The sequence below is a fragment of the Vulcaniibacterium tengchongense genome (assembly GCF_003814555.1).
In the GTDB taxonomy this organism is placed as follows: Bacteria; Pseudomonadota; Gammaproteobacteria; order Xanthomonadales; family Xanthomonadaceae; genus Vulcaniibacterium; species Vulcaniibacterium tengchongense.
On sequence record NZ_RKQN01000001.1, the window covers coordinates 534,223 to 558,160 of the forward strand.

The 23,938-nt window shown below is 73.1% G+C and carries 19 protein-coding genes; 11 read left to right on the forward strand and 8 right to left on the reverse strand.

From position 1 onward, the window contains the following. Positions 1 to 9 precede the first annotated feature (9 nt). Positions 10 to 615, forward strand: a complete 606-nt coding sequence (locus EDC50_RS02510; RefSeq protein ID WP_123768884.1) for a DUF998 domain-containing protein — start codon at positions 10 to 12, stop codon at positions 613 to 615. Positions 616 to 682: 67 nt separating this feature from the next. On the opposite strand, the gene EDC50_RS02515 is transcribed toward EDC50_RS02510, so the two are convergent. Together EDC50_RS02515 and EDC50_RS02520 are read right to left on the reverse strand one after the other, a co-directional pair. Then, positions 683 to 1,975 (reverse strand): metal-dependent hydrolase family protein, encoded by a 1,293-nt coding sequence (locus tag EDC50_RS02515; RefSeq protein WP_123768885.1) that lies wholly within the window; start codon positions 1,973 to 1,975, stop codon positions 683 to 685. A 96-nt stretch (positions 1,976 to 2,071) separates the two neighbouring features. Then, positions 2,072 to 3,796: a diguanylate cyclase gene (locus EDC50_RS02520; RefSeq protein ID WP_158635663.1), complete on the reverse strand. Its 1,725-nt coding sequence runs from the start codon at positions 3,794 to 3,796 to the stop codon at positions 2,072 to 2,074. A 134-nt stretch (positions 3,797 to 3,930) separates the two neighbouring features. Here EDC50_RS02520 and leuS point away from each other — a divergent pair, with 134 nt between their 5' ends. Continuing rightward, positions 3,931 to 6,702 carry a leucine--tRNA ligase gene (gene leuS / locus EDC50_RS02525; RefSeq protein ID WP_242002959.1) on the forward strand — a complete coding sequence of 924 codons (2,772 nt, stop codon included), beginning with the start codon at positions 3,931 to 3,933 and terminating at the stop codon, positions 6,700 to 6,702. A gap of 386 nt (positions 6,703 to 7,088) precedes the next feature. Here the strand turns inward: leuS and EDC50_RS02530 are convergent, their stop codons facing one another. The 5 genes from EDC50_RS02530 to EDC50_RS02550 form a co-directional block, all read right to left on the reverse strand. Continuing rightward, positions 7,089 to 8,651, reverse strand: coding sequence for a DHA2 family efflux MFS transporter permease subunit (locus EDC50_RS02530; protein ID WP_123768887.1), 1,563 nt, complete (start codon positions 8,649 to 8,651; stop codon positions 7,089 to 7,091). A 193-nt stretch (positions 8,652 to 8,844) separates the two neighbouring features. Beyond that, positions 8,845 to 10,032 carry an HlyD/EmrA/EmrK family protein gene (locus EDC50_RS02535; RefSeq protein ID WP_123768888.1) on the reverse strand — a complete coding sequence of 396 codons (1,188 nt, stop codon included), beginning with the start codon at positions 10,030 to 10,032 and terminating at the stop codon, positions 8,845 to 8,847. Then, the gene (locus tag EDC50_RS02540) at positions 10,029 to 11,531 is read right to left on the reverse strand and encodes an efflux transporter outer membrane subunit (protein ID WP_425477859.1); all 1,503 of its coding nucleotides are present in this window, start codon (positions 11,529 to 11,531) and stop codon (positions 10,029 to 10,031) included. The genes EDC50_RS02535 and EDC50_RS02540 overlap by 4 nt, the downstream gene beginning before the upstream one ends. Before the next feature lie 3 nt (positions 11,532 to 11,534). Continuing rightward, positions 11,535 to 11,987: a MarR family winged helix-turn-helix transcriptional regulator gene (locus EDC50_RS02545; RefSeq protein ID WP_123768890.1), complete on the reverse strand. Its 453-nt coding sequence runs from the start codon at positions 11,985 to 11,987 to the stop codon at positions 11,535 to 11,537. 99 nt (positions 11,988 to 12,086) lie between these two features. Then, positions 12,087 to 12,881, reverse strand: a complete 795-nt coding sequence (locus EDC50_RS02550; protein ID WP_123768891.1) for a cytochrome C assembly family protein — start codon at positions 12,879 to 12,881, stop codon at positions 12,087 to 12,089. 363 nt (positions 12,882 to 13,244) lie between these two features. On the opposite strand from EDC50_RS02550, the gene ffh reads away from it, so the two are divergent. The 9 genes from ffh to EDC50_RS02595 all read left to right on the forward strand — a co-directional run bounded on the left by ffh (position 13,245) and on the right by EDC50_RS02595 (position 22,912). Next, positions 13,245 to 14,612, forward strand: coding sequence for a signal recognition particle protein (gene ffh, locus EDC50_RS02555; protein ID WP_123768892.1), 1,368 nt, complete (start codon positions 13,245 to 13,247; stop codon positions 14,610 to 14,612). 21 nt (positions 14,613 to 14,633) lie between these two features. After that, positions 14,634 to 15,971: a hypothetical protein gene (locus EDC50_RS02560; protein ID WP_123768893.1), complete on the forward strand. Its 1,338-nt coding sequence runs from the start codon at positions 14,634 to 14,636 to the stop codon at positions 15,969 to 15,971. Positions 15,972 to 16,208: 237 nt separating this feature from the next. Continuing rightward, on the forward strand, positions 16,209 to 19,499 hold the full coding sequence (locus EDC50_RS02565) for a S8 family serine peptidase (RefSeq protein WP_123768894.1): 3,291 nt from the start codon (positions 16,209 to 16,211) through the stop codon (positions 19,497 to 19,499). A gap of 244 nt (positions 19,500 to 19,743) precedes the next feature. Continuing rightward, the gene (rpsP, locus tag EDC50_RS02570) at positions 19,744 to 20,004 is read left to right on the forward strand and encodes a 30S ribosomal protein S16 (RefSeq protein WP_123768895.1); all 261 of its coding nucleotides are present in this window, start codon (positions 19,744 to 19,746) and stop codon (positions 20,002 to 20,004) included. A gap of 40 nt (positions 20,005 to 20,044) precedes the next feature. Continuing rightward, positions 20,045 to 20,560 carry a ribosome maturation factor RimM gene (gene rimM / locus EDC50_RS02575; RefSeq protein ID WP_123768896.1) on the forward strand — a complete coding sequence of 172 codons (516 nt, stop codon included), beginning with the start codon at positions 20,045 to 20,047 and terminating at the stop codon, positions 20,558 to 20,560. 207 nt (positions 20,561 to 20,767) lie between these two features. Further along, complete coding sequence (gene trmD, locus EDC50_RS02580; protein WP_123768897.1) at positions 20,768 to 21,514, forward strand: tRNA (guanosine(37)-N1)-methyltransferase TrmD; 747 nt, start codon at positions 20,768 to 20,770, stop codon at positions 21,512 to 21,514. Positions 21,515 to 21,698: 184 nt separating this feature from the next. Then, a complete protein-coding gene (gene rplS / locus EDC50_RS02585; RefSeq protein ID WP_123768898.1) occupies positions 21,699 to 22,079 on the forward strand; it encodes a 50S ribosomal protein L19 in 381 nt (126 codons plus the stop codon). 117 nt (positions 22,080 to 22,196) lie between these two features. Next, positions 22,197 to 22,493 (forward strand): hypothetical protein, encoded by a 297-nt coding sequence (locus tag EDC50_RS02590; RefSeq protein WP_123768899.1) that lies wholly within the window; start codon positions 22,197 to 22,199, stop codon positions 22,491 to 22,493. After that, entirely contained in the window at positions 22,490 to 22,912 is a 423-nt protein-coding gene (locus tag EDC50_RS02595) for an RNA-binding S4 domain-containing protein (protein WP_123768900.1), read from the forward strand. Before EDC50_RS02590 ends, EDC50_RS02595 begins: the two co-directional genes overlap by 4 nt. 329 nt (positions 22,913 to 23,241) lie before the next feature. Here the strand turns inward: EDC50_RS02595 and EDC50_RS02600 are convergent, their stop codons facing one another. Continuing rightward, on the reverse strand, positions 23,242 to 23,850 hold the full coding sequence (locus tag EDC50_RS02600) for a DUF937 domain-containing protein (RefSeq protein ID WP_123768901.1): 609 nt from the start codon (positions 23,848 to 23,850) through the stop codon (positions 23,242 to 23,244). Between the last annotated feature and the right edge of the window lie 88 nt (positions 23,851 to 23,938).

Below are 23,938 nucleotides of genomic sequence, written 5' to 3' on the forward strand. Positions count from 1 at the left end.
CATGGCGCGATGCAACGCCCGATCGTCCACCCGGACCGCTTCGACCGCTACGCCGCACCCGCCGCCGCGGCGCTGTGCCTGGCCGCCGCGCTCGGGTTCGGCGCCGCCTTCGCCGAATACTCGCACCTGCGGCACCCGCTGGCCTTGCTCGGCGCGCGCGGGGTTCCGCGCGCGCTGGCGTTCGACCTGCTGGCGTTCGCGCTGCCGGGCGCGGTCGCCGCGGTCGTGGCGTTGCGCCTGCGCGAGCGGCTGCCGGGGGACGCGGGCTATCCGGCCCGGCTCGGTACCTGGCTGCTGGCGATCTCGGCGCTGGCCTGGGCCGCGCAGGGGCTGCTGCCGCTGGACCCGTACGACCTCGACGGCGCGGCGGGGCAACGCCACGCGGCGGCATGGATGCTCTGGTGGCTGGCGTTCGTGCCGGCGGCGTGGCTGCTGGCGTGGGGCCTGCGCCGCTGCGCGGGATGGCGCGCCGTCGCGCTCAGCCTGTCGGCCGCGGGGGCGGCGGCGGTGGCGCTCAACGCGGTGCCGTCGGCCTGGCTGCCGGGGCCGGCGGCGCAGCGCCTGGTGGCGCTGCTGTGGTGGGGCTGCCTGATCGCGGTGTCGCGGCGCCGTTGACGCCCCGCCTTGCTCCCGCGGGGAAGGCGGGGCGGGCGGGCATGCCGCGCCGCGCCGCGCGATCGCCTCAGGGCCGCTTGTAGATCCGCCCGTCCTTCATCACGAATGCGACCTCGAGCACACGGGCGATGTCGGCCACCGGGTCGCCCGGCACCGCGACGACGTCGGCGCGCTTGCCGGCTTCGATCACGCCCTGGTCGTCCACGCCGAGCACCTCGGCGGCGCGGATCGTCGCCGCCTGCAGCGCCGCCGCCGCGGGGATGCCCGCCTCGACCATGTAGACGAACTCGCGCGCGTTGTCGCCGTGCGGGCCCACGCCCATGTCGGTGCCGAAGGCGATCTTCACCCCGTGCTGGTACGCGCGTGCGGCGGTGTCCTGGATCAGCGCGCCGATGCGCTGCGCCTTGGGCCGCACCACTTCCGGGAAGTAACCGTCGATCTTGGCCTTGTCGGCGACGAAGCGGCCGGCGTAGATGGTCGGCACGTACCAGGTGCCGTGCTGCTTCATCAGCCGCATCACCTCGTCGCTCATGTAGGTGCCGTGTTCGATGCTGGTCACGCCGCCGAGCACCGCGCGCCTCATGCCTTCCTCGCCGTGGGCGTGGGCCGCGACCTTGTAGCCGTAGTCCTTCGCGGTCTCGACCACCGCCTTGACCTCGTCGACGGTGAACTGCGGCGCATCGCCGGACTTGGCGTACGACAGCACGCCGCCGGTCGCGGTGATCTTGATCACGTCGCTGCCGTCCTTGTAGCGCTGGCGCACCGCCTGGCGGGCGTCGTCGACCGAGTTGATCACGCCCTCGGTCGGGCCGGGCGGGCCGATCAGGTGCGAGAGCATGTCGTTCCAGCCGTTGGTCGGGTCGGCATGGCCGCCGGTGGTGGCGATCGACTTGCCCGCGGCCCAGATGCGCGGGCCGTCGACCAGGCCCTGGTTGATCGCGTCGCGCAGGTGCGGGGCGATCTCGCCGCCGAGGTCGCGCACGCTGGTGAAGCCGGCCAGCAGCGTCTTCTTCGCGTAGCCGACGGAGCGGAACGCGAAGTCGACCTCGTCGAGGCGGAATCCTTCCGAATAGCTCTGCGGGCCGGACTGGCTGCCCAGGTGCACGTGCAGGTCGGTCCAGCCGGGCGTGCAGGTGTGCCCGCCGAGGTCGACCGTCTCCCGCCCGGCCGCCGCCTCGGCCGCGGTGCCGGCGACGACGCCTTCGATCTTGCCGTCGCGCACCAGCACGGTGTGCGGGCCGAGCACCTTGCCGCTGCGGGCGTCGAACAGCTTGCCGCAACGCAGGGCCACCGGTGCGTCGGCGGCGAACACGGGCGAGGCGGCGAGGGCCGCGGCCAGGGCGAGGGCGAGTCGGGTCATGCGGGCGGTCCGTACGGAAGGATCGGCCGATTCTAGGCGTGCCCGCGGCCGCGAACAGTGCCATGCGTGGCCCCCGGCACCGGCGGCGCCGGCGCTTCAGGTGCGGACGGCGGGCGGCGCCTGCGCTTCGCGTTGCAGCGCGGCCGCCTCGACCACCCGGTCGCGGCCGGCCGCCTTGGCGCGGTACAGTGCGGCGTCGGCGCATTCGATCAGCGCCGCGGGGGCGTCGCCATCGCCCGGGAACACGGCCACGCCGAGCGAGGCGGTGGTCGGCCCGAGGGTCCGGCGCAGGTGCAGCACGGTGGTCGCGGCGATCGCCCGGCGGATCTCCTCGGCGCGCTGCAGCGCCTCGGCGCGGCCGGTTTCCGGCAACACGATCGCGAACTCCTCGCCGCCGTAGCGGCAGGCGATGTCCTCGCCGCGGACCAGCGCCTGCAGGGTCTGGCCGATCCGCGCCAGCAGCGCGTCGCCGGCGGTGTGGCCGTGCTGGTCGTTGAAGCGCTTGAAGTGGTCGACGTCGAGCATGATCACCGACAGCGGCAGCCCGCGCCGCTCGCACCGCAGCAGTTCGCGCTGCAGGTTCTCCTCGAGATAGCGGCGGTTGAACAGCCCGGTGAGGGCGTCGCGCAGCGACTGCACGCGCAGCGTCTCGCGCAGCTGCAGGTTGAGCATGGCCAGGCTGAGCTGTTCGCCGACCGATTCCGCCACCGCCGCCTCGATCCCGCACTGCGCCGGGCCGCTGAGATAGAGCAGGCCGAGCGAGGTGCCCTGGGCCATCAGCGGCACGCACAGGCTCCAGGCGTCGTCCGCCTCGCCGGCCGGCGCCAGGTGCCGGCAGCGGACGTGGCCGGCGCCGGGGCCGCTGTGGTGCGGCTGGCCACGGCGCAGCGCCCAGCAGCTGTCCGGGTGCAACGGGTCGTCGCTGGGCACCACCTCGGCGCCGAACCGCGCCGCGGTTTCGGCCTGGTTCTGCGAGGCCCGCAGCACGTAGCAGCGGCCGCCGGCGCCGGGCAGCAGCTCGGTCAGGGTGCGCACCGTGACCGCCATCGCCTCGTCCAGGGTCTGGCTGCTCTGCAGCAGGCCGGCGTAGACGCCGAGCAGGCGCCGCTGCTCGGACAGGCGGCCGCGCTGCTCCAGCGACTCGGCCAGCTCGCGCAGGGTCTTGCGCGCCTCGCGCTCCAGCGCGGCGCTGCGGCGGTTCTCGCGCGCCAGCCCCCACATCAACGCGCCGAGCAGCACCAGCGGCAGGACGATGCCGGCGACCACGATCGCGGTCAGCAGGTTGGCCTGCTCGGCGGCGGCGGCGTTGCGCTGGCGCAGCAGTTCGCGCTCCTCGATCAGGATCTCGTCGGTCAGCGCGTTGATCCGCTGCATCAGCTCGTAGCCGCCGCCGAACACGGTCAGGCGCGCGTTGGCGTCGGCCTGCACGGGCGCTTCGACCAGCCGCTGCAGCGAGCGCAGGCGTTGCGCCGCCAGGCCCTGCAGGCGGCGCGAACGCTCGTTCTGGGCCGGGTTGTCGCGGGTCAGCGCGACCAGTTCCGCCGCATGCGCGTGCACCTGCGGCGTGGTGGCCATGAACTGCGCCACGTCGGCGCTGCGGTTGCTCAGGCGGAAGCCGCGCGCGTCGGACTCGACCGAGCGCACCGCCGAGCGCACCGCCTCCGCCGCGGCCATCACCTGGTAGCTGTGCTCGACGCGATCGGTCTTGCGGGTGAACTCGCGGATGCTCAGCACCATCGCCAGGCCCACCGCGCCCAACAGCGCCACCGCCAGCACGAACGCCGGCAGGCGGAAGCGGCTGAGGTTGGCGAGGTGGGGCATGGGGCCGGGCCGGGCCTGGGGACGTGCCCTATTGTGCCCGCGCCGGGCGGCATTGCGCCGGGGCCGCGCGCATGGCGGCCGATGCTGCGCTGCGGTAGGCTTGTCGGCCTTTTCCGCACGCTCCGCCATCGTCCGTGTCCATCGAAGCCGCCGCCGCCGCCGAATCCCAGGCGTACGATCCGCAGTCCGTCGAAGCCGCCGCCCAGCGCTTCTGGGAGACGACCCGCGCCTACGAGGTCGGCGAGGACTCGGCCAAGCCCAAGTACTACTGCCTGTCGATGCTGCCGTACCCGTCGGGGGCGCTGCACATGGGCCACGTGCGCAACTACACCATCGGCGACGTGATCAGCCGCTACAAGCGCATGACCGGGCACAACGTGCTGCAGCCGATGGGCTGGGACGCGTTCGGCCTGCCGGCCGAGAACGCCGCGATCAAGAACAGGACCGCGCCGGCCAAGTGGACCTACGCCAACATCGCGCACATGAAGGCGCAGCTGAAGCAGCTGGGCTACGCGATCGACTGGTCGCGCGAGTTCGCCACCTGCACCCCGGACTACTACGTGCACGAGCAGCGCATGTTCGTGCGGCTGATGAAGCGGGGTCTGGCCTACCGCAAGAACGCGGTGGTCAACTGGGACCCGGTCGACCAGACCGTGCTGGCCAACGAGCAGGTGATCGACGGCCGCGGCTGGCGCACCGGCGCGCTGGTGGAGAAGCGCGAGATCCCGCAGTGGTTCCTGAAGATCACCGCCTACGCGCAGGAGCTGCTGGACGGCCTGGACCGGCTGCCGGGCTGGCCGGAGGCGGTCAAGACCATGCAGCGCAACTGGATCGGCCGCAGCGAGGGCCTGGAGATCCGCTTCGACGTGGTCGACGGCGACGGCCGCCCGGTCGCCTTGCCCGGCAACAGCGGGCTGACCGTCTTCACCACCCGCCCCGACACGCTGATGGGCGTGACCTTCGTGTCGATCGCCGCCGAGCATCCGCTGGCGCAGCACGCGGCCCGCGGCGACGAGGAACTGGCCGCGTTCATCGCCGACCTGAAGAAGGGCGGGGTGTCGGAAGCCGAGCTGGAGACCCAGGAGAAGCGCGGCCGCGACACCGGCCTGCGCGCGATCCACCCGATCACCGGCGAGCCGGTGCCGGTGTACGTCGCCAACTTCGTGCTGATGGGCTACGGCACCGGCGCGGTGATGGCGGTGCCGGGCCACGACCAGCGCGACTGGGAATTCGCGAAGAAGTACAACCTGCCGGTCAAGATGGTGATTGTGCCGGCGCCGGTGCGCGACGCGCTGGCCGAGATCGGCCAGCACCTGGCCCGCCACGACGACCCGATGCGCAGCGCGCTGGGCGAGGCCGGCGCCGTCGACGTCTACGACACCACCGCCGCGGTGCAGGTGGTCGAGGAGTTCCGCCAGCGCATCGAGGAGGCCGGGGCCTACACCGAGCGCGGCTGGCTGGTGAATTCCGGCGAGTTCGACGGCCTGGACTTCCAGCAGGCGTTCGACGCGCTGGCCGCGCGCTTCGAGGCCGAGGGCCGCGGCCAGCGCCGGGTCAACTACCGCCTGCGCGACTGGGGCGTGAGCCGGCAACGCTACTGGGGCTGCCCGATCCCGGTGATCCTGTGCCCGAAGTGCGGCGACGTGCCGGTGCCGGAGGACCAGCTGCCGGTGCTGCTGCCCGAGGACGTCGAGTTCAGCGGCGTGGCCTCGCCGATCAAGAGCAACCCGGAATGGCGCAAGACCACCTGCCCGCAGTGCGGCGGCGCGGCCGAGCGCGAGACCGACACCTTCGACACCTTCATGGAGTCGAGCTGGTACATGCACCGCTACACCAGCCCCGGTGCGGGGACGATGGTCGATGCGCGCGCCGACTACTGGATGCCGATCGACCAGTACATCGGCGGCATCGAGCACGCGATCCTGCACCTGCTGTACTTCCGCTTCTACCACAAGCTGATGCGCGACCAGGGCCTGGTCGGCAGCGACGAGCCGGTGCGCAACCTGCTGACCCAGGGCATGGTGATCGCCGAGACCTTCTACCGGGAAAACCCGGACGGTTCGAAGGACTGGATCAACCCGGCCGAGGTCGATGTCGTCCGCGACGACAAGGGCCGCATCGTCGGCGCGACCTTGAAGGCCGACGGCCGGCCGGTGGTGATCGGCGGCACCGAGAAGATGTCGAAGTCGAAGAACAACGGCGTCGACCCGCAGGCGATGGTCGCCAAGTACGGCGCCGACACGGTGCGCCTGTTCTCGATGTTCGCCGCGCCGCCGGAACAGTCGCTGGAGTGGAACGAGGCCGGCGTCGAGGGCATGGCGCGGTTCCTGCGCCGGTTCTGGCGCGAGGTCGCCTCGCACGCGGCGCAGCCGGCGCCCGCGCCGTTGGAGCCGGCGGCGCTGGACGCGGCGCAGAAGACCCTGCGCCGGCAGCTGCACGAGACCATCCAGAAGGTCGGCGACGACTACGGCCGCCGGCACAGCTTCAACACCGCGATCGCCGCGCTGATGGAGCTGCTGAACCACGTGTCGAAGTTCGACGATGCCAGCGAGCAGGGCCGCGCGGTGCGCCACGAGGCGCTGTCGGCGATGGTGCTGATGCTCAACCCGGTGACCCCGCACGTGTGCCACGCCTTGTGGCAGGCGCTGGGCCATCCGGAGACGCTGCTGGAGGACGTGCCGTTCCCGCAGCCCGACCCGGCCGCGCTGGTGCGCGATTCGGTCACGGTGGCGGTGCAGGTCAACGGCAAGCTGCGCGGCACCATCGAGCTGCCGGTCGATGCCACCAAGGAGGACGCCGAGCGCCTGGCCATGGCCGAGCCGAACGTGGCCCAGTTCCTGGCCGGCCTGACCGTGCGCAAGGTGATCGTGGTGCCGGGCAAGATCGTCAACATCGTCGCCGGCTGACCGGCCGCCGGCCGCCGGCCTTCAGCGTCGGCCGGCTTGCTCTCCTGCTGTAACCGCCCCGGCGGACCTGGGGACGGCCCCGCTGCGCGCATGCCGGACGTGGAGCGGCGCGTTCGCGAACGGCGGCTTCCGCCGTGCCGGAACGGCGACGGCCGCGCCCCGAAGCGCTGCGCTTTCGCTGGGCCGCGGCCGAGTACCTGTCCAGGCGCGCGTCGGCCGGCCCGCGACGCAAGCGAACGACGCGGAGCGACTTCGCGGGGCGGCCGACGCGCGCCCTTCGCCACCGCACGCGGCGCCGCTCGCCACCCGGCGCCCGCGCCACAGCCCGGGCGGCACTGCGCAATGCCAGGCGGCGAGGGCACCGGCCGACGCCGGCCCCTCGGCTCTCAGTGCCCGCCCGCCGCCGCTCCGCCCGCCGCCTTGGCCGCGAACGGCGGCTTGGCGATCCAGACGAACGCGATCACCAGCAGGAAGATGATGCCGAGCAGGTGGAAGATCTCGTTGAAGCCGATCTGCGCCGCCTGCTGCGAGATCATCCGCTCCAGCACCATCGCCCCGCGCTGCGGATCGCCCTGGCCCAGCGTCGCCACGGTCTGCTGCATCGCCGGGTCGTAGGCGCCGATGTGCTCGATCAGCTGCGCGTGGTGGACCGTGCTGCGCTGGTTCCAGGCCCAGGTGGTGAGCGACGCGGCGAAGCTGCCGCCCAGCGTGCGCACGAACGTGGCCAGGCCGGAGCCGGCGGCGATCTCGTGCGGCTCCAGGTCCGACAGCAGGATGGTCAGCACCGGCATGAAGAACAGCGCCACGCCCAGCCCCTGCCACAGTTGCACCTCGGCGACGCGGCCGAAGTCCACGTCGAGGTTGAAGCCGGAACGGTAGAAGCTGGTGCCGGCCATCACCAGGAAGGCGAAGCTGGCCAGCACGCGCAGGTCGAAGCGCGAGGCGTACTTGCCGACCAGAGGCGTCAGCAGCACCGGCAGGATGCCGATCGGCGCGCTGGCGAAGCCGGCCCAGATCGGCGTGTAGCCGAGGTTGCGCTGCAGCCACAGCGGCACCAGCAGGCCGACGCTGAAGAACGCCGAATAGGCCATCACCATCGCCAGCGTGCCGCTGGTGAAGTTGCGGTGGCGGAACAGCCGCAGGTTGACGATCGGGTCCTTCTCGGTCAGCTCCCAGATCACGAACACCGCCAGCGCGATCGCCGCGACGATGGTCAGCCAGACGATCTTGGTCGAATTGAACCAGTCCTCGTCGTTGCCCAGGTCGAGCACGATCTGCAGCGCGCCGACGCCGAGCACCAGGGTGGCCAGGCCGATGTAGTCCATCTTCGGCCGCTCCAGCCGTTCCGGCCGCCCGCGCAGCTGCCGGCCCACCACCAGGCTGGCGAAGATGCCGATCGGCACGTTGATGAAGAAGATCCACTCCCAGCTGTAGTTGTCGGTGATCCAGCCGCCGAGGATCGGCCCGGCGATCGGCGCCACCACCGTCACCATCGCCAGCAGCGCCAGCGCCTGCCCGCGCTTGTGCGGCGGGTAGATCGAGATCAGCAGCGCCTGGGTGACCGGGTACATCGGCCCGGCGACGAACCCCTGCAGCGCGCGCGCCGCGACCAGCAGGCCCATGCTGTTGGCCAGGCCGCACAGCAGCGAGGCGATCACGAACGCCATCGTCGCCCAGGTGAACAGCTTGAGCTCGCCGAAGCGGCGGGTGAGGAAGCCGGTCAACGGCAGCGCGATCGCGTTGCTCACCGCGAACGAGGTGATCACCCAGGTCGCCTGGTTGGCGCTGGCGCCGAGATTGCCGGAGATGGTCGGCAGCGAGACGTTGGCGATCGTGGTGTCGAGCACCTGCATGAACGACGCCAGCGCCAGCCCGACCGTAGTCAGGGCCAGGTTGGGCGGGCGGAAGCCGGCCTGCGCTGCGGGGGGGCTGTTGGGGGACGAGGCCATGGTCGTTGTCGGGTTCGCGGGCGGAGCGGAGCGCGTCGCTGCGCGCCGGGGTATCGGGTTCGCCGCCGCGCCGGGGCGGGGGCGGGCGGCGTCGGGTTCGTCGGAAAGCCGCCGGACCCGCCTGCGCGCAAGGGCATCGCAGGCGGGAAGCGTCCGCCGTCAGGCGCCGCGCGCCGGACGGCGGCCGGCCGGCTCAGCCGTGCCGCGCCCCCGGCAGGTTCTCGCGGATCACCTTGTCGATCAGCGCATTGGCGTCGGCCAGCTGCTTGTCGTAGGCGGAGGTCGCGAACAGCGGCTCGGCCTGCTTGCGCGGCGCGGCGAGCACCGGGCCGTCCTGGCGCACGTCGACGTCCACGCGCATGCTCAGGCCCAGGCGCAGCGGATGCTCGGCCAGCTGCTTGGGATCGAGCTCGATCCGCACCGGCACGCGCTGCACGATCTTGATCCAGTTGCCGCTGGCGTTCTGCGGCGGCAGCAGCGAGAACGCGCTGCCGGTGCCCATGCCCAGGCTGGCCACCTTGCCGGTGTATTCGACCGCGCCGCCGTACAGGTCGGCGCGCACCTCGACCGGCTGGCCGATGCGCATCTTCGCCAGCTGCGTCTCCTTGAAGTTGGCCTCGACCCAGACCTGCTCCAGCGGCACGATCGTCATCAGCGTGGCGCCCGGCTGCACGCGCTGGCCGAGCTGCACCTGGCGCTTGGCGACGTAGCCGGACACCGGCGCGACGATCGCGGTGCGCTGCAGGTTCAGGTAGGCCTGGCGCAGCTGCGCGGCGGCGGCGGCGACCTGCGGCTGGTCGGCGACGGTGGTGGCGTCGATCAGGGCGCGGTTGCGCGCGAGGTTGTCGTTCGCGGCGCGCAGCCCGGCCTCGAGCGCGGCCAGTTCGTTGCGCGCGTGCGCCAGTTCCTCGGCCGAGACCGCGCCGCTGGCGACCAGGCCTTCGCGGCGCTTGAGGTCGGCGCGGGCGCGTTCGACCGCGACGCGCTGCGCGGCGAGGTCGGCGTTGCCGGCGTCGACCGCCTTGAACAGGCCGCGCACCTGGCGCACGGTGTTGGCCAGGTTGGCCACCGCCTGGTCGTAGGCGACCTGGGCGTCGTTCGGATCCAGGCGCACCAGCACCTGGCCGGCCTCGACCTTCATGCCGTCGTCGGCGTCGATGCCGACCACGGTGCCGACGGTCTGCGGCACGATGCTGACCACGTTGCCCTGCACGTAGGCGTCGTCGGTGTCCTCGTGCCAGCGGCCGACCAGCAGGTACCAGCCGCCCCAGCCGAGACCGGCGAGGACGATGGCGGCGGCGAGGATCGCCAGCGCCTGCTTGCGCTTGCCGCCGCCCTGCGGCGCGGCACGGGTTGCGTTCGGATTGGGTTCGGTGGTCATGGCGTGGGGGCCTTGGCGAGATCGGATGCGGAGTCGGTATCGGGAGCGGACAGGACCAGGCCGCCGCCGAGCGCGCGGTCCAGGTCGATCGATGCGGCCAGGCGCTGCGCGCGCAGCGCGGTCAGCTGGCGGTCGGCCTCGAGCAGCGGACGCTGCGCGGCGAGCACGTCGAGCTGGGTGCCCAGTCCGGCGCGGTAGCGCGTGGCGGCGATGTCCCAGGCGCGCTGCGCGGCGTCGCGCGCCTGCGTCGCCGAGGCGATCTGGGCGTCGAGCGAGCGCGCGGCGGCGAGCGCGTCGACGACTTCGCGCAACGCATCGACCAGGGCCTGGTTGTACGCGGCCACGGCGAGGTCGTAGTCGGCGTCGCTGCCGGCCAGCTGGCTGCGCAGGCGGCCGCCGTCGAAGATCGGCAGGCTCAGCGCGGGGCCGCCCTGCAGCAGCGCCGCGTCGCGGCCGAACAGGTCGCCCAGGCTGCCGGCGCCGGCGACCAGGCCGGCGATCGCGCTCAGGTTGACGCTCGGATAGAACGCGGCCTTGCTCGCGGCGATGCCGTGCTGCGCGGCCTGCACGCGCCAGCGCGCGGCGACCACGTCGGGTCGATGGCCGAGCAGCTCGCTCGGCAGCACCGCCGGCACCTGCGGCGTGGGCGCCTTCAGCAGGGCCGGGCGGGCGATGTCGAGGCCGCGGTCCGGGCCGCGGCCGAGCAGGGCGGCCAGCGCGGTGCGTGCGACCTCGATCTCGTGGTCGGCGGCCTGCACCTGCTGCTCCGCGCCGGCGAGCGCGCTTTCGGCCTGGCGGATCTGCAGTTCGTTGTCGAGCCCGGCGCGCACCCGCTGGCGGCCGAGCTCGAGCAGGCGCGCGGCGCGGTCGCGTTCGGCCGTGGCCACGTCGCGGGCCTCGTAGGCCTGGGCCAGGGCCACGTAGGTGCGGGCGACGCCGGCCGACAGGGTCAGGCGCGCGGCCTGGGCGTCGACCTCCGCGGCGCGGGCCTGGCCCAACGCCGCCTGCCAGCGGGCGCGGTCGCCGCCCCACAGGTCGAAGTGGTACTTGAGGCTGAGGCTGAGCATGGCGACGCCGCTGTAGCGGCCGCCGAGCGGTTCGGGAGCCACGGTTTCGGGCAGGCGCAAGCCGGAGTACTGCGCGCCGCCGGTGACGCTGGGCTTGCGCGCGGCGTCGGCGAGGCCGGCCTGGGCGACCGCCTGGCGCAGGCGTGCGTCGGCCGCGTCCAGGCCCGGCGTGCCGGCCAGGGCCTCGCGGATCAGCGCGTCGAGTTGCGGATCGCCGAGCGCGGTCCACCAGTCCTGCCGCGGGAAGGCGGCGTCGGACGCGGCAGCCGCGCCGACGCTGCGCTCGCTGGCGAGCCGGTCGGGGTCGAGCGGCCGGCCCTGCGGCGCCAGGCCGTGGGTGCTGGCGCAGCCGGCCAGCAGCAGGGCCGCGGCGAGAGCGGACAAAAGCGGCATCGGCCCGCGGCGCGGGCGTGGCGACGGAATGGGGCGCATGAGTCAGGACCCGGTCGGGGAGAGGTTGTCGCGCACCTGCTCGAGCAGGCGCAGCAGGTGTTCGCGTTCGGCGTCGCTCAGGCCGGCGAGCGCGCGTTCGCGCACGCGCTGGCCGCACTGGCTCACGTCCTGCCACATCTTCCGGCCGGCTTCGGTCAGGCGGATGTGCAGCGCGCGGCGGTCGGCGGGGTCGGCGGAGCGGGCGACGATGCCGCGGGCCTCGAGCTTGTCGAGCAGCCGGGTCATCGCGCCGGGATTGAGCTCGGCGTGGCGGGCCAGGTCGGTCACCCCGGCCTGGCCGCCGGCGAGCACCTTGAGCACGACGTACTGGCTCATGGTCAGGTCGTGCCCGGCGGCGGCGAGCTCCTCTTCCATCCGCGTCCACATGCCGTCCCGGATCTGCCGGAACAGCAGGCCCAGGGTCGAACCGCTGCAAGGGAGCGACGAGGCGTTCATGGCCGGCTATTTTCTAGCCGGCGCAATATTTGTCAATGCAAATATTGTTCTAGCAACTGAACAGGGTATTCCTTGGAACCCAAAAGGAGCTCGCCCCCGTCAGCCCGCCCGGCCGAGCACCAGCTCCAGCACGAACTTGCTGCCGAAGAAGGCCAGCACCAGCAGCGCCATCGCCGCCAGGGTCCAGCGCACCGCCACCGCGCCGCGCCAGCCGTAACGCCAGCGCCCCAGCAGCAGCGCGCCGAACGCGAGCCACGACAGCACGCTGAGCACGGTCTTGTGCACCAGGTGCTGGGCCAGCAGGTTCTCCACGAACAGCACGCCGGTCAGCAGGGTCGCGGTCAGCAGGGCGAAGCCGACCGCGATGGTGCGGAACAGCAGGGTCTCCAGCTCGATCAACGGCGGCAGCGCGCGCAGCCAGCGGTGGAACTCGCGCCGGCGCAGGGCGCGCTCCTGCAGCCACAGCAGCACCGCGAGCAGCGCGGCGACGGCGAGCGTGGCGTAGGCGAGCAGGGCGAGCCAGGCGTGCAGTTGCAGGCGCCAGTCCAGCGTGGCGGCGGCGACGTGGCCCTGGAGCTGGTAGCCGAGCAGGGTCGCCGCGGCGAGCGGAAACACGATCACGCCGAGCGCGGCCATGCGCCCGATGCTGCCGACCAGCGCGGTCAGCACGGCCATGCCCAGGCCCACCAGCGACAACGCGGCGAAGAAGTGCAGGTCGGCGCCGCCGGCCTGGCGCCAGGCGAGCAGATGCGCGAGCGCGTGCAGCGCCACCGCCGCGACCGCCGCCGGCGTCCAGACGCGCGAGGCGCCGCGTTCGCCGTCGCGCGCCAGCGCCGAGGCCAGCAGGCCGGCGGCCAGCAGATAGGCCACGATCGAGATGAGAACGATTGTCATCGGCGAAGCATAAGCCACCCGGTCGCGGATGCGGGCGCCGCTGCATCGATCCGGGGGCGTGGCGCTTCCCGGTCGCCTGCATGGGCGCGGGATCGTCGTGGCGGGGACTGCGCTCGCGTGGAGGTGGACTCGCCCCCCGGTTTCGTGCGTGGGCGCGTCGCCGGGGCACGAGTGCGTGAATCGGGACCTTTCGCGCCTCCGTGCCGTCGAAGGCGTCCGTCCCCGGCTGCGCGGGTGCTGGCGAGGCGGCGGGCGAGTGCCCGGGGGCCGCAAGCGGCCAGCGCCGGTGCGCGCCCGTTCGGGCGGCCGCCGGGGCCGGGCCGCTATAATTCGCGCCTCTTTTCGTTTCGGCCGCAGATCGCAATGTTCGAATCCCTGACCCAGCGCCTGTCCGGCACCATCGAGCGCCTGCGCGGCCGCGGCCGGCTGACCGAGGAGAACATCCGCGAGTCGCTGCGCGAGGTGCGCATCGCCCTGCTCGAGGCCGACGTCGCCCTGCCGGTGGTGCAGGCGCTGATCGAGCGGATCAAGGTGCGCGCGGTCGGCCAGGAAGTGCTGAAGTCGCTGACCCCGGGCCAGGCGCTGATCAAGGTCGTGCGCGACGAGCTGACCGCGGTGATGGGCGCGCAGGCGGCCGACCTGAACCTCAACGTGCCGGCGCCGGCGGTGATCCTGATGGCCGGCCTGCAGGGCGCCGGCAAGACCACCACCGTCGGCAAGCTCGCCAAGCACCTGAAGGAGAAGCGCAAGAAGAAGGTGATGGTGGTGTCGGCGGACGTCTACCGCCCCGCCGCGATCGAACAGCTGAAGACCCTGGCGCAGCAGGTCGACGTGCTGTTCTTCCCCTCCGACGCCTCGCAGAAGCCCGAAGCCATCGTCAAGGCGGCGATCGACGACGCCCGCAGGTCCTACGTCGACGTGCTGCTGGTCGACACCGCCGGCCGCACCTCGATCGACGCGGCGATGATGGCCGAGATCAAGGCGCTGCACGCCGCGGTCGATCCGGTCGAGACGCTGTTCGTGGTCGACTCGATGACCGGCCAGGACGCGGCCACCACCGCCAAGCACTTCAGCGAGGCGCTGCCGCTGACCGGCGTGGTGCTGACCAAGACCGACGGCGACGCCCGCGGCGGCGCGGCGCTGTCCGTGCGCTACATCACCGGCCGGCCGATCAAGTTCATCGGCACCGGCGAGAAGCCCGACGGCCTGGACGTGTTCCACCCGGACCGCATCGCCAGCCGCATCCTCGACATGGGCGACGTGCTGTCGCTGGTCGAGCAGGTCGAGCAGCAGGTCGACAAGGACAAGGCGCAGAAGCTGGCCGAGAAGGTCGCCAAAGGCAAGAAGTTCGACCTCAACGACATGAAGGACCAGCTCGAGCAGATGCAGAACATGGGCGGCCTGCACGGGCTGATGGACAAGCTGCCCGGCATCGGCCAGGTGCCCGAGCACCTGAAGAACCAGATCACCGGCAAGGAAGTGCCGCAGATGATCGCCATCATCAACTCGATGACCAGGAAGGAGCGGCGCAACCCGGCGCTGCTCAACGGCAGCCGCCGCGCCCGCATCGCCAAGGGCGCCGGCCTGACCCCGGCGGACGTGAACAAGCTGATGAAGCAGTATCAGCAGATGGAAAAGATGATGAGCAAGCTGTCCGCCGGCGGCATGAAGGGGCTGATGCGCGGCATGCGCGGAATGATGGGCGGCCGCGGGCCGCTGCCGTTCCGCTGAGCCGCGCCGGCGCACGCGGACGTGTTCTGGATCCTCGGCGGCGTCGCCGTGCTGGTCGCGAGCCGGCTGGCCTCCGGCGCCTGGGTGCTGCCGCTCGCGTTCGCGATCTGGATCGGCCTGGTGCTGCTGATGGCGCTGGCGGGCGCGCTGCTCCCGACACGGAAGCCGGTGCGCGCCGCAGCGGCGCCGTCGCCGCCCTGGACCGCCCGGGGCGGGGCCGCCGAGCCGCTCGCGGAGCCTCAAGCGAGGCTGCTGCCGCCGGTCACCGGGATCGCGCCGGCGCAGGCGCCGTTGCCGCACCCGGAACCGGACGGCCACGCCTGGTACCGGCTGCTGGACGAGACCGGCATCCACTTCAACGAACGCTGGCCGCGCGCCGACATCTGTTCCACGCGCGAATTCTTCCTGCGCAAGGGCGACCGCCTGCTGCTGCGGTACGTTCCGGCCGGGACCTCCGACCGCGACTGGTATTGCGACATCCACGGCCGCTGGCGTGGCGGCGAACTGCCGCTGCAGCGGTTCCGGGTCGAAGCGGAGCGGCCGCACCGCCTGGCCATTCCCGAGGACGGGCTCTACGAGATCGGCATCGCACAGGGCGCGCCGGACGGCTCCGCGCAGGGAACGGTCTCGATCTGGCTGGAGGCCGATTCCCCGGACCGGCTTGCGCTCGGCTGCGAACCGCAGTGCGAGAGCCGGGCGAACTGGCGGCGGGTCGACGGCGAATGGCGGGTCGAGATCGAGCACGAGGCCCATGCGCTGGACCGGGCCAAGATGCCGGTCGCCGAGGTGCACGCGGTGCCGGCCGGCGCCGTCGTGCTGTTCGATCCGCAGGTGCAGGCCTGGGACGAGACGTCGATCGCCGATCCGCACCTCGACTGGGAACGCGACCGGCGCCATCTGTACCGCCATTACCTGCAGCTCAGCCGCGGCGACGTGGTGGCGGTGGAGTACGCCTGGCAGGCGTCCCGTTTCGGCGCGGAATTCGCGGTTCCCGGCGGCACCGGCCTCAGCGACGGCCAACTCGAGCTGAGCCAGTTCGTGCGCGGGCCGACCGTGCTGCAGGCGCACAGCGGCTGGGACGGCGGCGAAGCCGGGTGCCGGCGCGTGGTCCTGGCGACGGTGCCCGACAGCGGCTTCTACCAGGTCGATCTGAGCCTGAGCGGGCCGGCGTCGTGGCGCGGCCGGCCGTCCGCCGACTTCGTGCAGCTGCGCGTCTGGGGCGCGCTGCTGCGCCGCCCGCAGGCGGTGCGCGACTTCGCCCTGGTCCATGGCCGGGTGCACGACTGGTATCGCCGCCTGCTGCCGCTGCCGCGCGAACTGGAGCGCGGGCCGGCCGGGGAAGGCCGGCGCGCCTCCTGACACCCGGCGCGCCCGCCCGCGCGGCCGCGGGGCAGCCGACCGTTCGGCGGAAACATCGGCCGTCGCGCTTGCAGGGCCCTGGCGGGCTCTTTATCGTCGGTTCATCGCGCACGCTCGGCGCGATGCCTGGGGCGGCGGAACGCCGGCGCAGGCGAACAGGGGGAGAGCGCGGTAGCCGCTTTTCCGTCCGGCTCCCGCCGGAACCGCTCGTTCGCTCGCGCAACAGGAGGGATTCTGATGTACGCAGGCAGAAAGACCGGCGTCGCGCTCGCCGCGGCGCTGCTGATCGCGCTCTCCGGCGCCACCGCGCAATCCTCGCCCGCCGATGACGGCCCGCCGCCGGCGGCCGCGGCGTCGTCCGACCGCGACCCGAACGCCGCCCGGCCCTACATCATCGGCTTCGCCGAGCCGGCGCTGGCCCGTTACCGCGGCGAACGCCCCGGCCTGGCCGCGCCCGCGCGCACCGGCGGCGCCGGCGAAGGCGGGCGGGTCGACGTGGCCAGCGCGTCCGCGCGCGCCTACGTCGCCGACCTGGCGGCGCGCCAGCGCGACCACGAGGCGCGCATCGGCAGCGCGATCGGGCGCCCGCTGAACGTGCGCCTGCGCATGCAGCACGCGTTCAACGGCGTGATCGCCGACCTCACCCCGATCGAGGCGGAGGAGCTGGCGCGGCTGCCCGAAGTCGCCTTGATCGAGGGCTACCGCGAGTACGAGCTCGACACCGACGTCGGTCCGCGTTTCATCGGCGCGGACGAGGTATGGGAGGAGGGAACCGGCCTGCCGCCGGGCCTGATCGACGACGGCCGGCGCCGCCAGCACCGGCGCGGCGCGCTCGGCGAGGGCGTGGTGGTCGGCGTCATCGATTCGGGCATCAACTTCGGCAGTCCCTCCTTCGCGGCGGTCGGCGGCGACGGCTACCGGCACCGGAATCCGCTCGGCAGCGGCAACCATCTGGGCACCTGCGCGCCCGGCGGCGTCGACGCGGGGCGCTGCAACGACAAGCTGATCGGCGGCTACGACTTCGTCTGCGGCGCGCCGGCCAACCTGTGCGGCGTGGCCGGCCTGCGCGAGGAGCCCGGCTTCGGTGACAGCAACGGCCACGGCAGCCACACCGCCTCCACCGCCGCCGGCAACGTCCGCACCGCGACCCTGCGCGGCGTGCAGCGGCGCATCTCCGGCGTCGCCCCGCACGCCAACCTGATCGCCTACGACGTCTGCTACACCGAGATCGCGACCGACCGCGGCCTGTGCCCGAACGTGTCCTCGGTGGCGGCGGTCAACCAGGCGATGGCCGACGGCGTCGACGTGATCAACTTCTCGATCGGCGGCGGCACCAGCCCGTGGAGCGAGGCGGTGTCGCAGGCCTTCCTGGCCGCGACCGACGCCGGCATTTTCGTCGCCGCCTCGGCCGGCAATTCCGGCCCGGCCTCCGGCACGCTCGGCCACGTCGAGCCGTGGGTCGCGACCGCCGGCGCGCTGCAGCACGGGCGCGGCGGCTTCGATTTCCTGCTCGCCGTCACCGGCCCGGGCACGCCTCCGGCGAACCTGCAGGACATCGCCCTCGCGCCCGGCAGCGGCGGCATCGAGCACGCCGCGGACATTCCCGGGACCACGCCGCTCAGGGCCAGCGCCGGCATCGACACCGCCAGCGACGGCTGCGCCGCGTACCCGCCCGGCGCGTTCCAGGGCGCGATCGCGCTGGTCCGCCGCGGCACCTGCAACTTCTCGGTCAAGGCGAACAACGCGGCGGCGGCCGGCGCGATCGCGGTGGTCATCGCGAACAACCAGCCCGGCGTGACCACGCCCTCGGTCCCGGGCACCACCGTGCCGGTGTTCCTGGTCGCCCAGGGCGACGGCGATGCGCTGCGCGACTTCGCCCAGGCCCATGCCGAGGCGACCGCGGCGATCCCGTTCCCGGCCACCGTCCGGCCGAACACGCCCGACCAGATGGGCGACTTCAGCTCGCGCGGGCCGACCGCCTACGACCTGGTCAAGCCCGACGTGGCCGCGCCCGGCGTCGCCGTGCTGGCGGCCTCGGCGGGCGACACCATCGCCGGCCACGAGGACCTGGTCGAGCTGCTGAACGGCACCTCGATGGCGTCGCCGCACGTCGCCGGCGCCGCCGCATTGCTGCGCCAGCTGCATCCGTCCTGGAGCGCCGCGGAGATCAAGTCGGCGCTGATGATGACCGCGAAGGAGCGCGTGCTGAAGGAGGACGGCGCCACTCCGGCGGACCCGTTCGCGCGCGGCGCCGGCCGGATCCGCGTCGACCTGGCGGCGCGCGCCGGCCTGGTGATGGACGAGACCACCGAGAACTTCCTGGCCGCCGATCCCGCCGCGGGCGGGCAGGTGCATGCGCTCAACCTGCCCAGCCTGGGCAATGCGCGCTGCATCGAGCGCTGCCGTTTCGAGCGCACCTTCCGCGGCACCCGCCGGCCGGTCGCGTTCTGGCTCGCGCGGCTGGAGGGCGTGCGCGGCACGGTGTCGCCGGCGGTGTTCGCGGTTGGCGCCGGGCAGCGCGTGAAGCTGAAGATCGAGGTCGACACCCGGCGGCTGCCCGCCGACGGCCGCTGGCATTTCGGCCGGGTGGAACTGAAGCCGCTCGGCGGGTTCCGTTCGCCTGAACTGCACCTGCCGGTCGCGGTGGCGGTGCCGGAGCCGGCGATCGTGGTCGCGCCGGACGCCGGGATCGAGCTGACCCTGGCCGCCGGCCAGAGCGGCCAGGCGCAGCTGAGCGTCGGCAACGGCGGCGGTGGCGTCCTGCAGTTCCGCCGCGACGACTCCCGGCCGGTCGGCGCCATGCTGCACGCCTCGACCAACGACGGCGTCACCGTCGGCACCCGCGCCACCTTCTACACCGACCAGAACACCGGCAGCTACGCCGCCGACGACTTCGACGTCGAAGAACCGGTCACGCTGAACTTCCTTTCCGCGAACGGCTTCACCCCGTCGGGGAACCCGGTGGCGTCGATCGCGCAAAGCGTGACCTGGGCGGTGTTCCCCGACGCCGGCGGCGTGCCGGCCGGCAATCCGCAGACCTCGCGTGAGCGCGCGGTGTGGAGCTATACCAGCGCGCCCAACGGACCGGGCATGGGCTCGCCGAACAACTGGCTGATGTTCGATCCGGTGCTCGCCGGGCAGCAGGTGCGCTTGCAGCCGGGCAAGTACTGGATGACGGTGCACATCGACGCCACGTTCGCGAACCGCTGGGCGTGGTACCAGTCGAACCAGGCCGCGGGGCTGCCGCCGCTGGCGGTGCTGCCGGCGAGTTCCGCCGCCTGGTCGCCGATCGGCAGCCCCGGCCTCGCGTTCGAGGTGAGCGGCTTGGTGGCCTGCGGCGCGCCCTGGCTGACCGCGGTGACCCCGGCGTCCGGCACCGCCCAGGGCGCCGCGGCGCAGACGTTGACGGTGGCGGTCAGCGCCGCCGGCCTGGCGCCGGGCCGGTATCGCGGCCGCGTCTGCCTCGCCAGCAACGACCCGAACCAGCCGCTGCTCGGCGTGCCGGTGCGGTTGACGGTCACCCCCTGACTGCGAAGGCGCGTCCCGCCGGCCGGCGGGACGCGGGGCGACACGGCAGCGGCGCCGCCACCGGCGCCGTTCCCGCTCGGGCGGGGCTGGGGTGGAGAAGGCAGGCGCGACCGGATGACGAAGCCCGGGCTGCGCGCGGCCAGGACGCCCATCGCGGACGGTGCAGGTTTCCTTCGCCCGATCAATGGCCTACAATAACCGGCTTACCCGGTCATTCCGACCGCTGGGCAACACAGGAACCGCAATGGTCAAGATCCGTCTGGCGCGTGGTGGCGCCAAGAAGCGTCCGTTCTACCACATCGTCGTCACCGACAGCCGCAGCGCACGCGACGGCCGCAACATCGAGCGCGTCGGCTACTACAACCCGGTCGCCCAGGGCGCCGAGAAGCGTGTGGAACTGAACGTCGAGCGCGTCCAGCATTGGATCGCCAACGGTGCGCAGCTGACCGACAAGGTCGCCGCGCTGTACAAGGAAGCGGCCAGGTCCGCCGCGGCCGCGGCCTGATCCCCAGGCCGCGCGTGCTCCGCGCGGCCGGTTTCGCCTCATGACCGAATCCGAGCGCCGCATCCTGTTGGGCAGGGTGACCGGCGCTTTCGGCGTTCGCGGCGAGGTCAAGCTCGAGTCCTGGACCGAGCCGCGCACCGCGATCTTCCGCTACCAGCCGTGGTGCCTGCGCGACGCGCGCGGCGGCGAGCGCGAGCTGCGCGGAGTGCGCGGCCGCGACGGCGGCAAGCACCTGGTCGCGCACTTCCCCGGGGTGGCGGACCGCGACGCCGCCGAGGCGCTGCGCGGCACCGAGATCCACGTGCCGCGCTCGGCGCTGCCGCCGCCGAAGCCGGGCGAGTACTACTGGGTCGACCTGGAAGGGCTGCGCGTGCGCAACCGCGAGGGCGCCGACCTGGGCACGGTTTCGCACTTGTTCGCCACGGGCGCGAACGACGTGCTGGTCGCGCACGACGGCGAGCGCGAGCGGATGATCCCGTTCGTGCAGCCGCAATACGTCGTCGCGGTCGACTTCGACGCCGGCGTGATCACGGTCGACTGGGACCCCGACTTCTGACGAGCCCCGCGGTTTTCGCCGCGCCGGGCGCAAGAATCGCGCCTTCGCGCGTCGCGGCGTACCGCGGCCGCATCGCGCCGCCGCCGCGCCTGCGTCCCGCGCCAGGAGGGCGCCGCGTCGGCGCGCAAGTCCGGCGCGGCGATCGCTTTCGCGCGGCGCGACGACATCCTTAAGCTGCCCTCCGAACCCGCCGCCCGAGCCTGCCCCATGCGCATCGACGTCATCAGCCTGTTTCCCGAGTTCGTCGGCCAATGCGCCGCGTTCGGCGTGGTCGGCCGGGCGCGCGAGCGCGGGCTGCTCGCGCTGCACGGCTGGAACCCGCGCGACCATGCCGAGGGCAACTACCGCCGCGTGGACGACCGCCCGTTCGGCGGCGGGCCGGGCATGGTGATGCTGATCGATCCGCTGCGCGGCGCGCTGCGCGCCGCGCGTGCGGCCGACCCGGCGCCGGCGCGCACGATCTACCTGAGCCCCCAGGGGGCGCCGCTGACCCAGGCCAAGGTGCGCGAACTGGCCGGGCGCGAACGGCTGATCCTGCTCTGCGGCCGCTACGAAGGCGTCGACGAGCGCCTGCTGCGCGCCGAGGTCGACGAGGAGCTGTCGATCGGCGACTACGTGCTGTCCGGCGGCGAACTGGCCGCGGCGGTGGTGATCGACGCGGTCGCGCGGTTGCAGGAGGGGGCGCTGAACGACGCCGAGTCCGCGGCCCAGGACAGTTTCGAGGACGGGCTGCTCGACTGCCCGCACTACACCCGCCCGGTCGAGCACGAGCTGGGCCGGGTGCCGGAAGTGCTGCTGTCCGGCGACCACGCCCGCATCGCCCGCTGGCGGCGGATGCAGGCCCTGGGCCGGACCTGGCAGCGGCGACCGGAGCTGCTCGACGAGGCCGCCCTGTCGGAGGCCGATCGGCGCCTGCTCGACGAATACCGCGCGGCGCGGGCGGGCGAGGACTAGCCGGCGAGGACCCGCGGTCTCGGCCGGCCGCGAGATTCCGACGGCGGGGGCCGTGCGCGGAAGCGCAGGGCGGCTAGCCATGGCCGTGAAAAGCCCGCTATAATGCGCGACTTATTCAGCTCCGCCCATGCCACGACGCGGGTCCACGTGCACTCGCGCTACAACGACTCCAACAGGCCAGACCATGAACAAGCCCTCCATCCACACGCTGGTGCAGAACTTCGAAGCCGAGCAGATCCAGCGCAAGCTGCCGGACTTCAGCCAGGGCGACACCGTCGTCGTCAACGTCAAGGTCAAGGAAGGTAACCGCGAGCGCGTGCAGGCGTACGAGGGCGTGGTCATCGCGATCAAGAACGCCGGCCTGAACTCCTCGTTCACCGTGCGCAAGATCTCGCACGGCTACGGCGTCGAGCGCGTGTTCCAGACCCACAGCGCGACCATCGCCTCGGTCGAAGTGAAGCGCCGCGGCAAGGTCCGCGCCGGCAAGCTGTACTACCTGCGCGGCCTGGAAGGCAAGAAGGCGCGCATCAAGGAAGACCTGTCCGCCTACTCCAAGTCGGAGTAAGGCCGGAGCGCTTCGGCGCGATCCGCGCGGACGGCCGCCTCGGCGGCCGTTCGCGCTTCTGCGGCCGCGCGGCAGGCGAGGCAGAATGGCCGGATGTCCCGGAGCCCGGAGCCGCCGATGAAGCCCGTACCGAAAGCCGCCGCGATGCTGCTGCCCCTGGCGCTGGCGGCGTGCGCCGGCCTGTGGCCAGTCGCCGATGCGGATCACGTGGCCTATCCTTACCCGTGGTGCGCCGAGCAGGAGCGCGAGGCGGCTTCGCTGCCGCGGCCCGAAGGCGCGGCAGCGCGGCAGCTGCAGCGCGACGCCTACGTGTCCAAGGCCTGCCAGGAGGCCACCGACCGCGCGCACGAACTGCGCGTCCGCCTCGAACCTCAGCGACGTCCCGAACCCGCACCGCCGCCCGGCGGCCGATGACCGTGTCCGCAAGCCTCCCCGATTCCTCCCCGCGCGATTCGGTGCGCCTCGATGCCTGGCTGTGGGCGGCGCGCTTCTTCAAGACCCGGGCGCTGGCCAAGCAGGCGATCGAAACCGGCAAGGTCGAGGTCGCCGGCCAGCGCGCCAAGCCCTCGCGCGCGGTGCGCGTGGGCGACGCTTTGCGCGTGGTGCGCGGCGAGGACGTGTTCGAGATCGAGGTGCGCGGGCTCGACGACGTACGCGGGCCGGCCAAGGTCGCGCAGACGTTGTACGCCGAAAGCGAGGCGTCGCGCCAGGCGCGCGAGCAGGCCCGCGCCCTGCGCGCGGCCGAGCGCAACGGCTACCAGGCCCCCGCCAGCAAGCCGGACAAGCGCGCGCGCCGGCTGATCCGCGCGCTGGGCGACATCGACGCGCTCTGAGGCGCGCGCTCCGGTGCGCCCATGATCGGCGGTCGGCGTGCGGCGGTTGCGCGCCCACTCGGCCGCGGGCGCATCGCGCCAGCGCCTGTCCGCGAACGCCCCGTCCGCGGATGCGCGCTGCGCCGCCCGTTTCGTTCGCGGGTCCTACCGTCCGGGCGCGGCGGCGTTCGCAACGGGCGAGCCGAGCGGCACCGCTCGCGGACCCGCCAGCGGCCGAAAGCCGCGGGCCGGCCGAGGCGCCCTTCGCGCTCGCGTCGCATTGCGGGAACGCGCGCGAGGTGCCGGCGGCCGCCGCGTTCCGGTCCGGAAAGCGCGGCGGCTTCGTGCGGTCAGCGCCGTCCGCCGAGCAGCGAACCGGCCAGGCCGAGCAGGTCGGACACGTCGGTATCGCCGTCGCCGTCGCGGTCGAGCACCGCGCCGAGCAGGCCGCCGCCGACGCCGCCCTGCTGGGCGATGCGGCTGCGTTCCTGGCCCAGCACCTGACCGAGCAGGTTGGGCGAGGCCTGCGCCGGCGCGCCGTTGCCGCCGAACATGCGCTTGGCGAGGAAGGCCAGCACGATCGGCGCCAGCATCTTCATCAGGTCGCCGGCCCGGTCGCCGCCGAGGCCGGTGGCCGCGCCCAGGCCCTGCGCGGCGGTCTGCTCGCGCGCGCCGAAGATATGGCCGAGGATCTGGCCGCCCTGGCCGCCGCCGCCGAGCACGGTGCCGAGCACCGAGCCCAGGTCGGCGCCGGCATGGTCGCGCTGCAGCGCCCCGAACAGCGCCTCCGCACCCTGCGGCTGGCCGGCATTGCGGCCCAGCGCGCCGAGCAGCAGCGGCAGTGCGGCGGAGACGGCGCCGGCGGCCTGCTCCGGCGGCAGGCCGAGGCGACCGCCGATTTCGGCAAGCGGCTGTCCTTGCAACTGGGCGAACAACTCTTCGGTCAGCGAGGCGTTCATGGCGGTCCATTCATGTCGGGGAACCCGATCCTAACCCCGTTCGGGCGCCGCGGCATGACCGTTCGGCCGCGGGCCCGCTCCACGTTGC

What these genes read in the sequence shown, in the direction of transcription:
- EDC50_RS02510 (WP_123768884.1), top strand. Translation starts at nt 10, where the DNA reads ATGCAACGCCCGATCGTCCACCCGGACCGCTTCGACCGCTACGCCGCA.
- EDC50_RS02515 (WP_123768885.1), bottom strand. Translation starts at nt 1,975, where the DNA reads ATGACCCGACTCGCCCTCGCCCTGGCCGCGGCCCTCGCCGCCTCGCCC.
- EDC50_RS02520 (WP_158635663.1), bottom strand. Translation starts at nt 3,796, where the DNA reads ATGCCCCACCTCGCCAACCTCAGCCGCTTCCGCCTGCCGGCGTTCGTG.
- EDC50_RS02530 (WP_123768887.1), bottom strand. Translation starts at nt 8,651, where the DNA reads ATGGCCTCGTCCCCCAACAGCCCCCCCGCAGCGCAGGCCGGCTTCCGC.
- EDC50_RS02535 (WP_123768888.1), bottom strand. Translation starts at nt 10,032, where the DNA reads ATGACCACCGAACCCAATCCGAACGCAACCCGTGCCGCGCCGCAGGGC.
- EDC50_RS02540 (WP_425477859.1), bottom strand. Translation starts at nt 11,531, where the DNA reads ATGCGCCCCATTCCGTCGCCACGCCCGCGCCGCGGGCCGATGCCGCTT.
- EDC50_RS02545 (WP_123768890.1), bottom strand. Translation starts at nt 11,987, where the DNA reads ATGAACGCCTCGTCGCTCCCTTGCAGCGGTTCGACCCTGGGCCTGCTG.
- EDC50_RS02550 (WP_123768891.1), bottom strand. Translation starts at nt 12,881, where the DNA reads ATGACAATCGTTCTCATCTCGATCGTGGCCTATCTGCTGGCCGCCGGC.
- ffh (WP_123768892.1), top strand. Translation starts at nt 13,245, where the DNA reads ATGTTCGAATCCCTGACCCAGCGCCTGTCCGGCACCATCGAGCGCCTG.
- EDC50_RS02565 (WP_123768894.1), top strand. Translation starts at nt 16,209, where the DNA reads ATGTACGCAGGCAGAAAGACCGGCGTCGCGCTCGCCGCGGCGCTGCTG.
- rpsP (WP_123768895.1), top strand. Translation starts at nt 19,744, where the DNA reads ATGGTCAAGATCCGTCTGGCGCGTGGTGGCGCCAAGAAGCGTCCGTTC.
- rimM (WP_123768896.1), top strand. Translation starts at nt 20,045, where the DNA reads ATGACCGAATCCGAGCGCCGCATCCTGTTGGGCAGGGTGACCGGCGCT.
- trmD (WP_123768897.1), top strand. Translation starts at nt 20,768, where the DNA reads ATGCGCATCGACGTCATCAGCCTGTTTCCCGAGTTCGTCGGCCAATGC.
- rplS (WP_123768898.1), top strand. Translation starts at nt 21,699, where the DNA reads ATGAACAAGCCCTCCATCCACACGCTGGTGCAGAACTTCGAAGCCGAG.
- EDC50_RS02590 (WP_123768899.1), top strand. Translation starts at nt 22,197, where the DNA reads ATGAAGCCCGTACCGAAAGCCGCCGCGATGCTGCTGCCCCTGGCGCTG.
- EDC50_RS02595 (WP_123768900.1), top strand. Translation starts at nt 22,490, where the DNA reads ATGACCGTGTCCGCAAGCCTCCCCGATTCCTCCCCGCGCGATTCGGTG.
- EDC50_RS02600 (WP_123768901.1), bottom strand. Translation starts at nt 23,850, where the DNA reads ATGAACGCCTCGCTGACCGAAGAGTTGTTCGCCCAGTTGCAAGGACAG.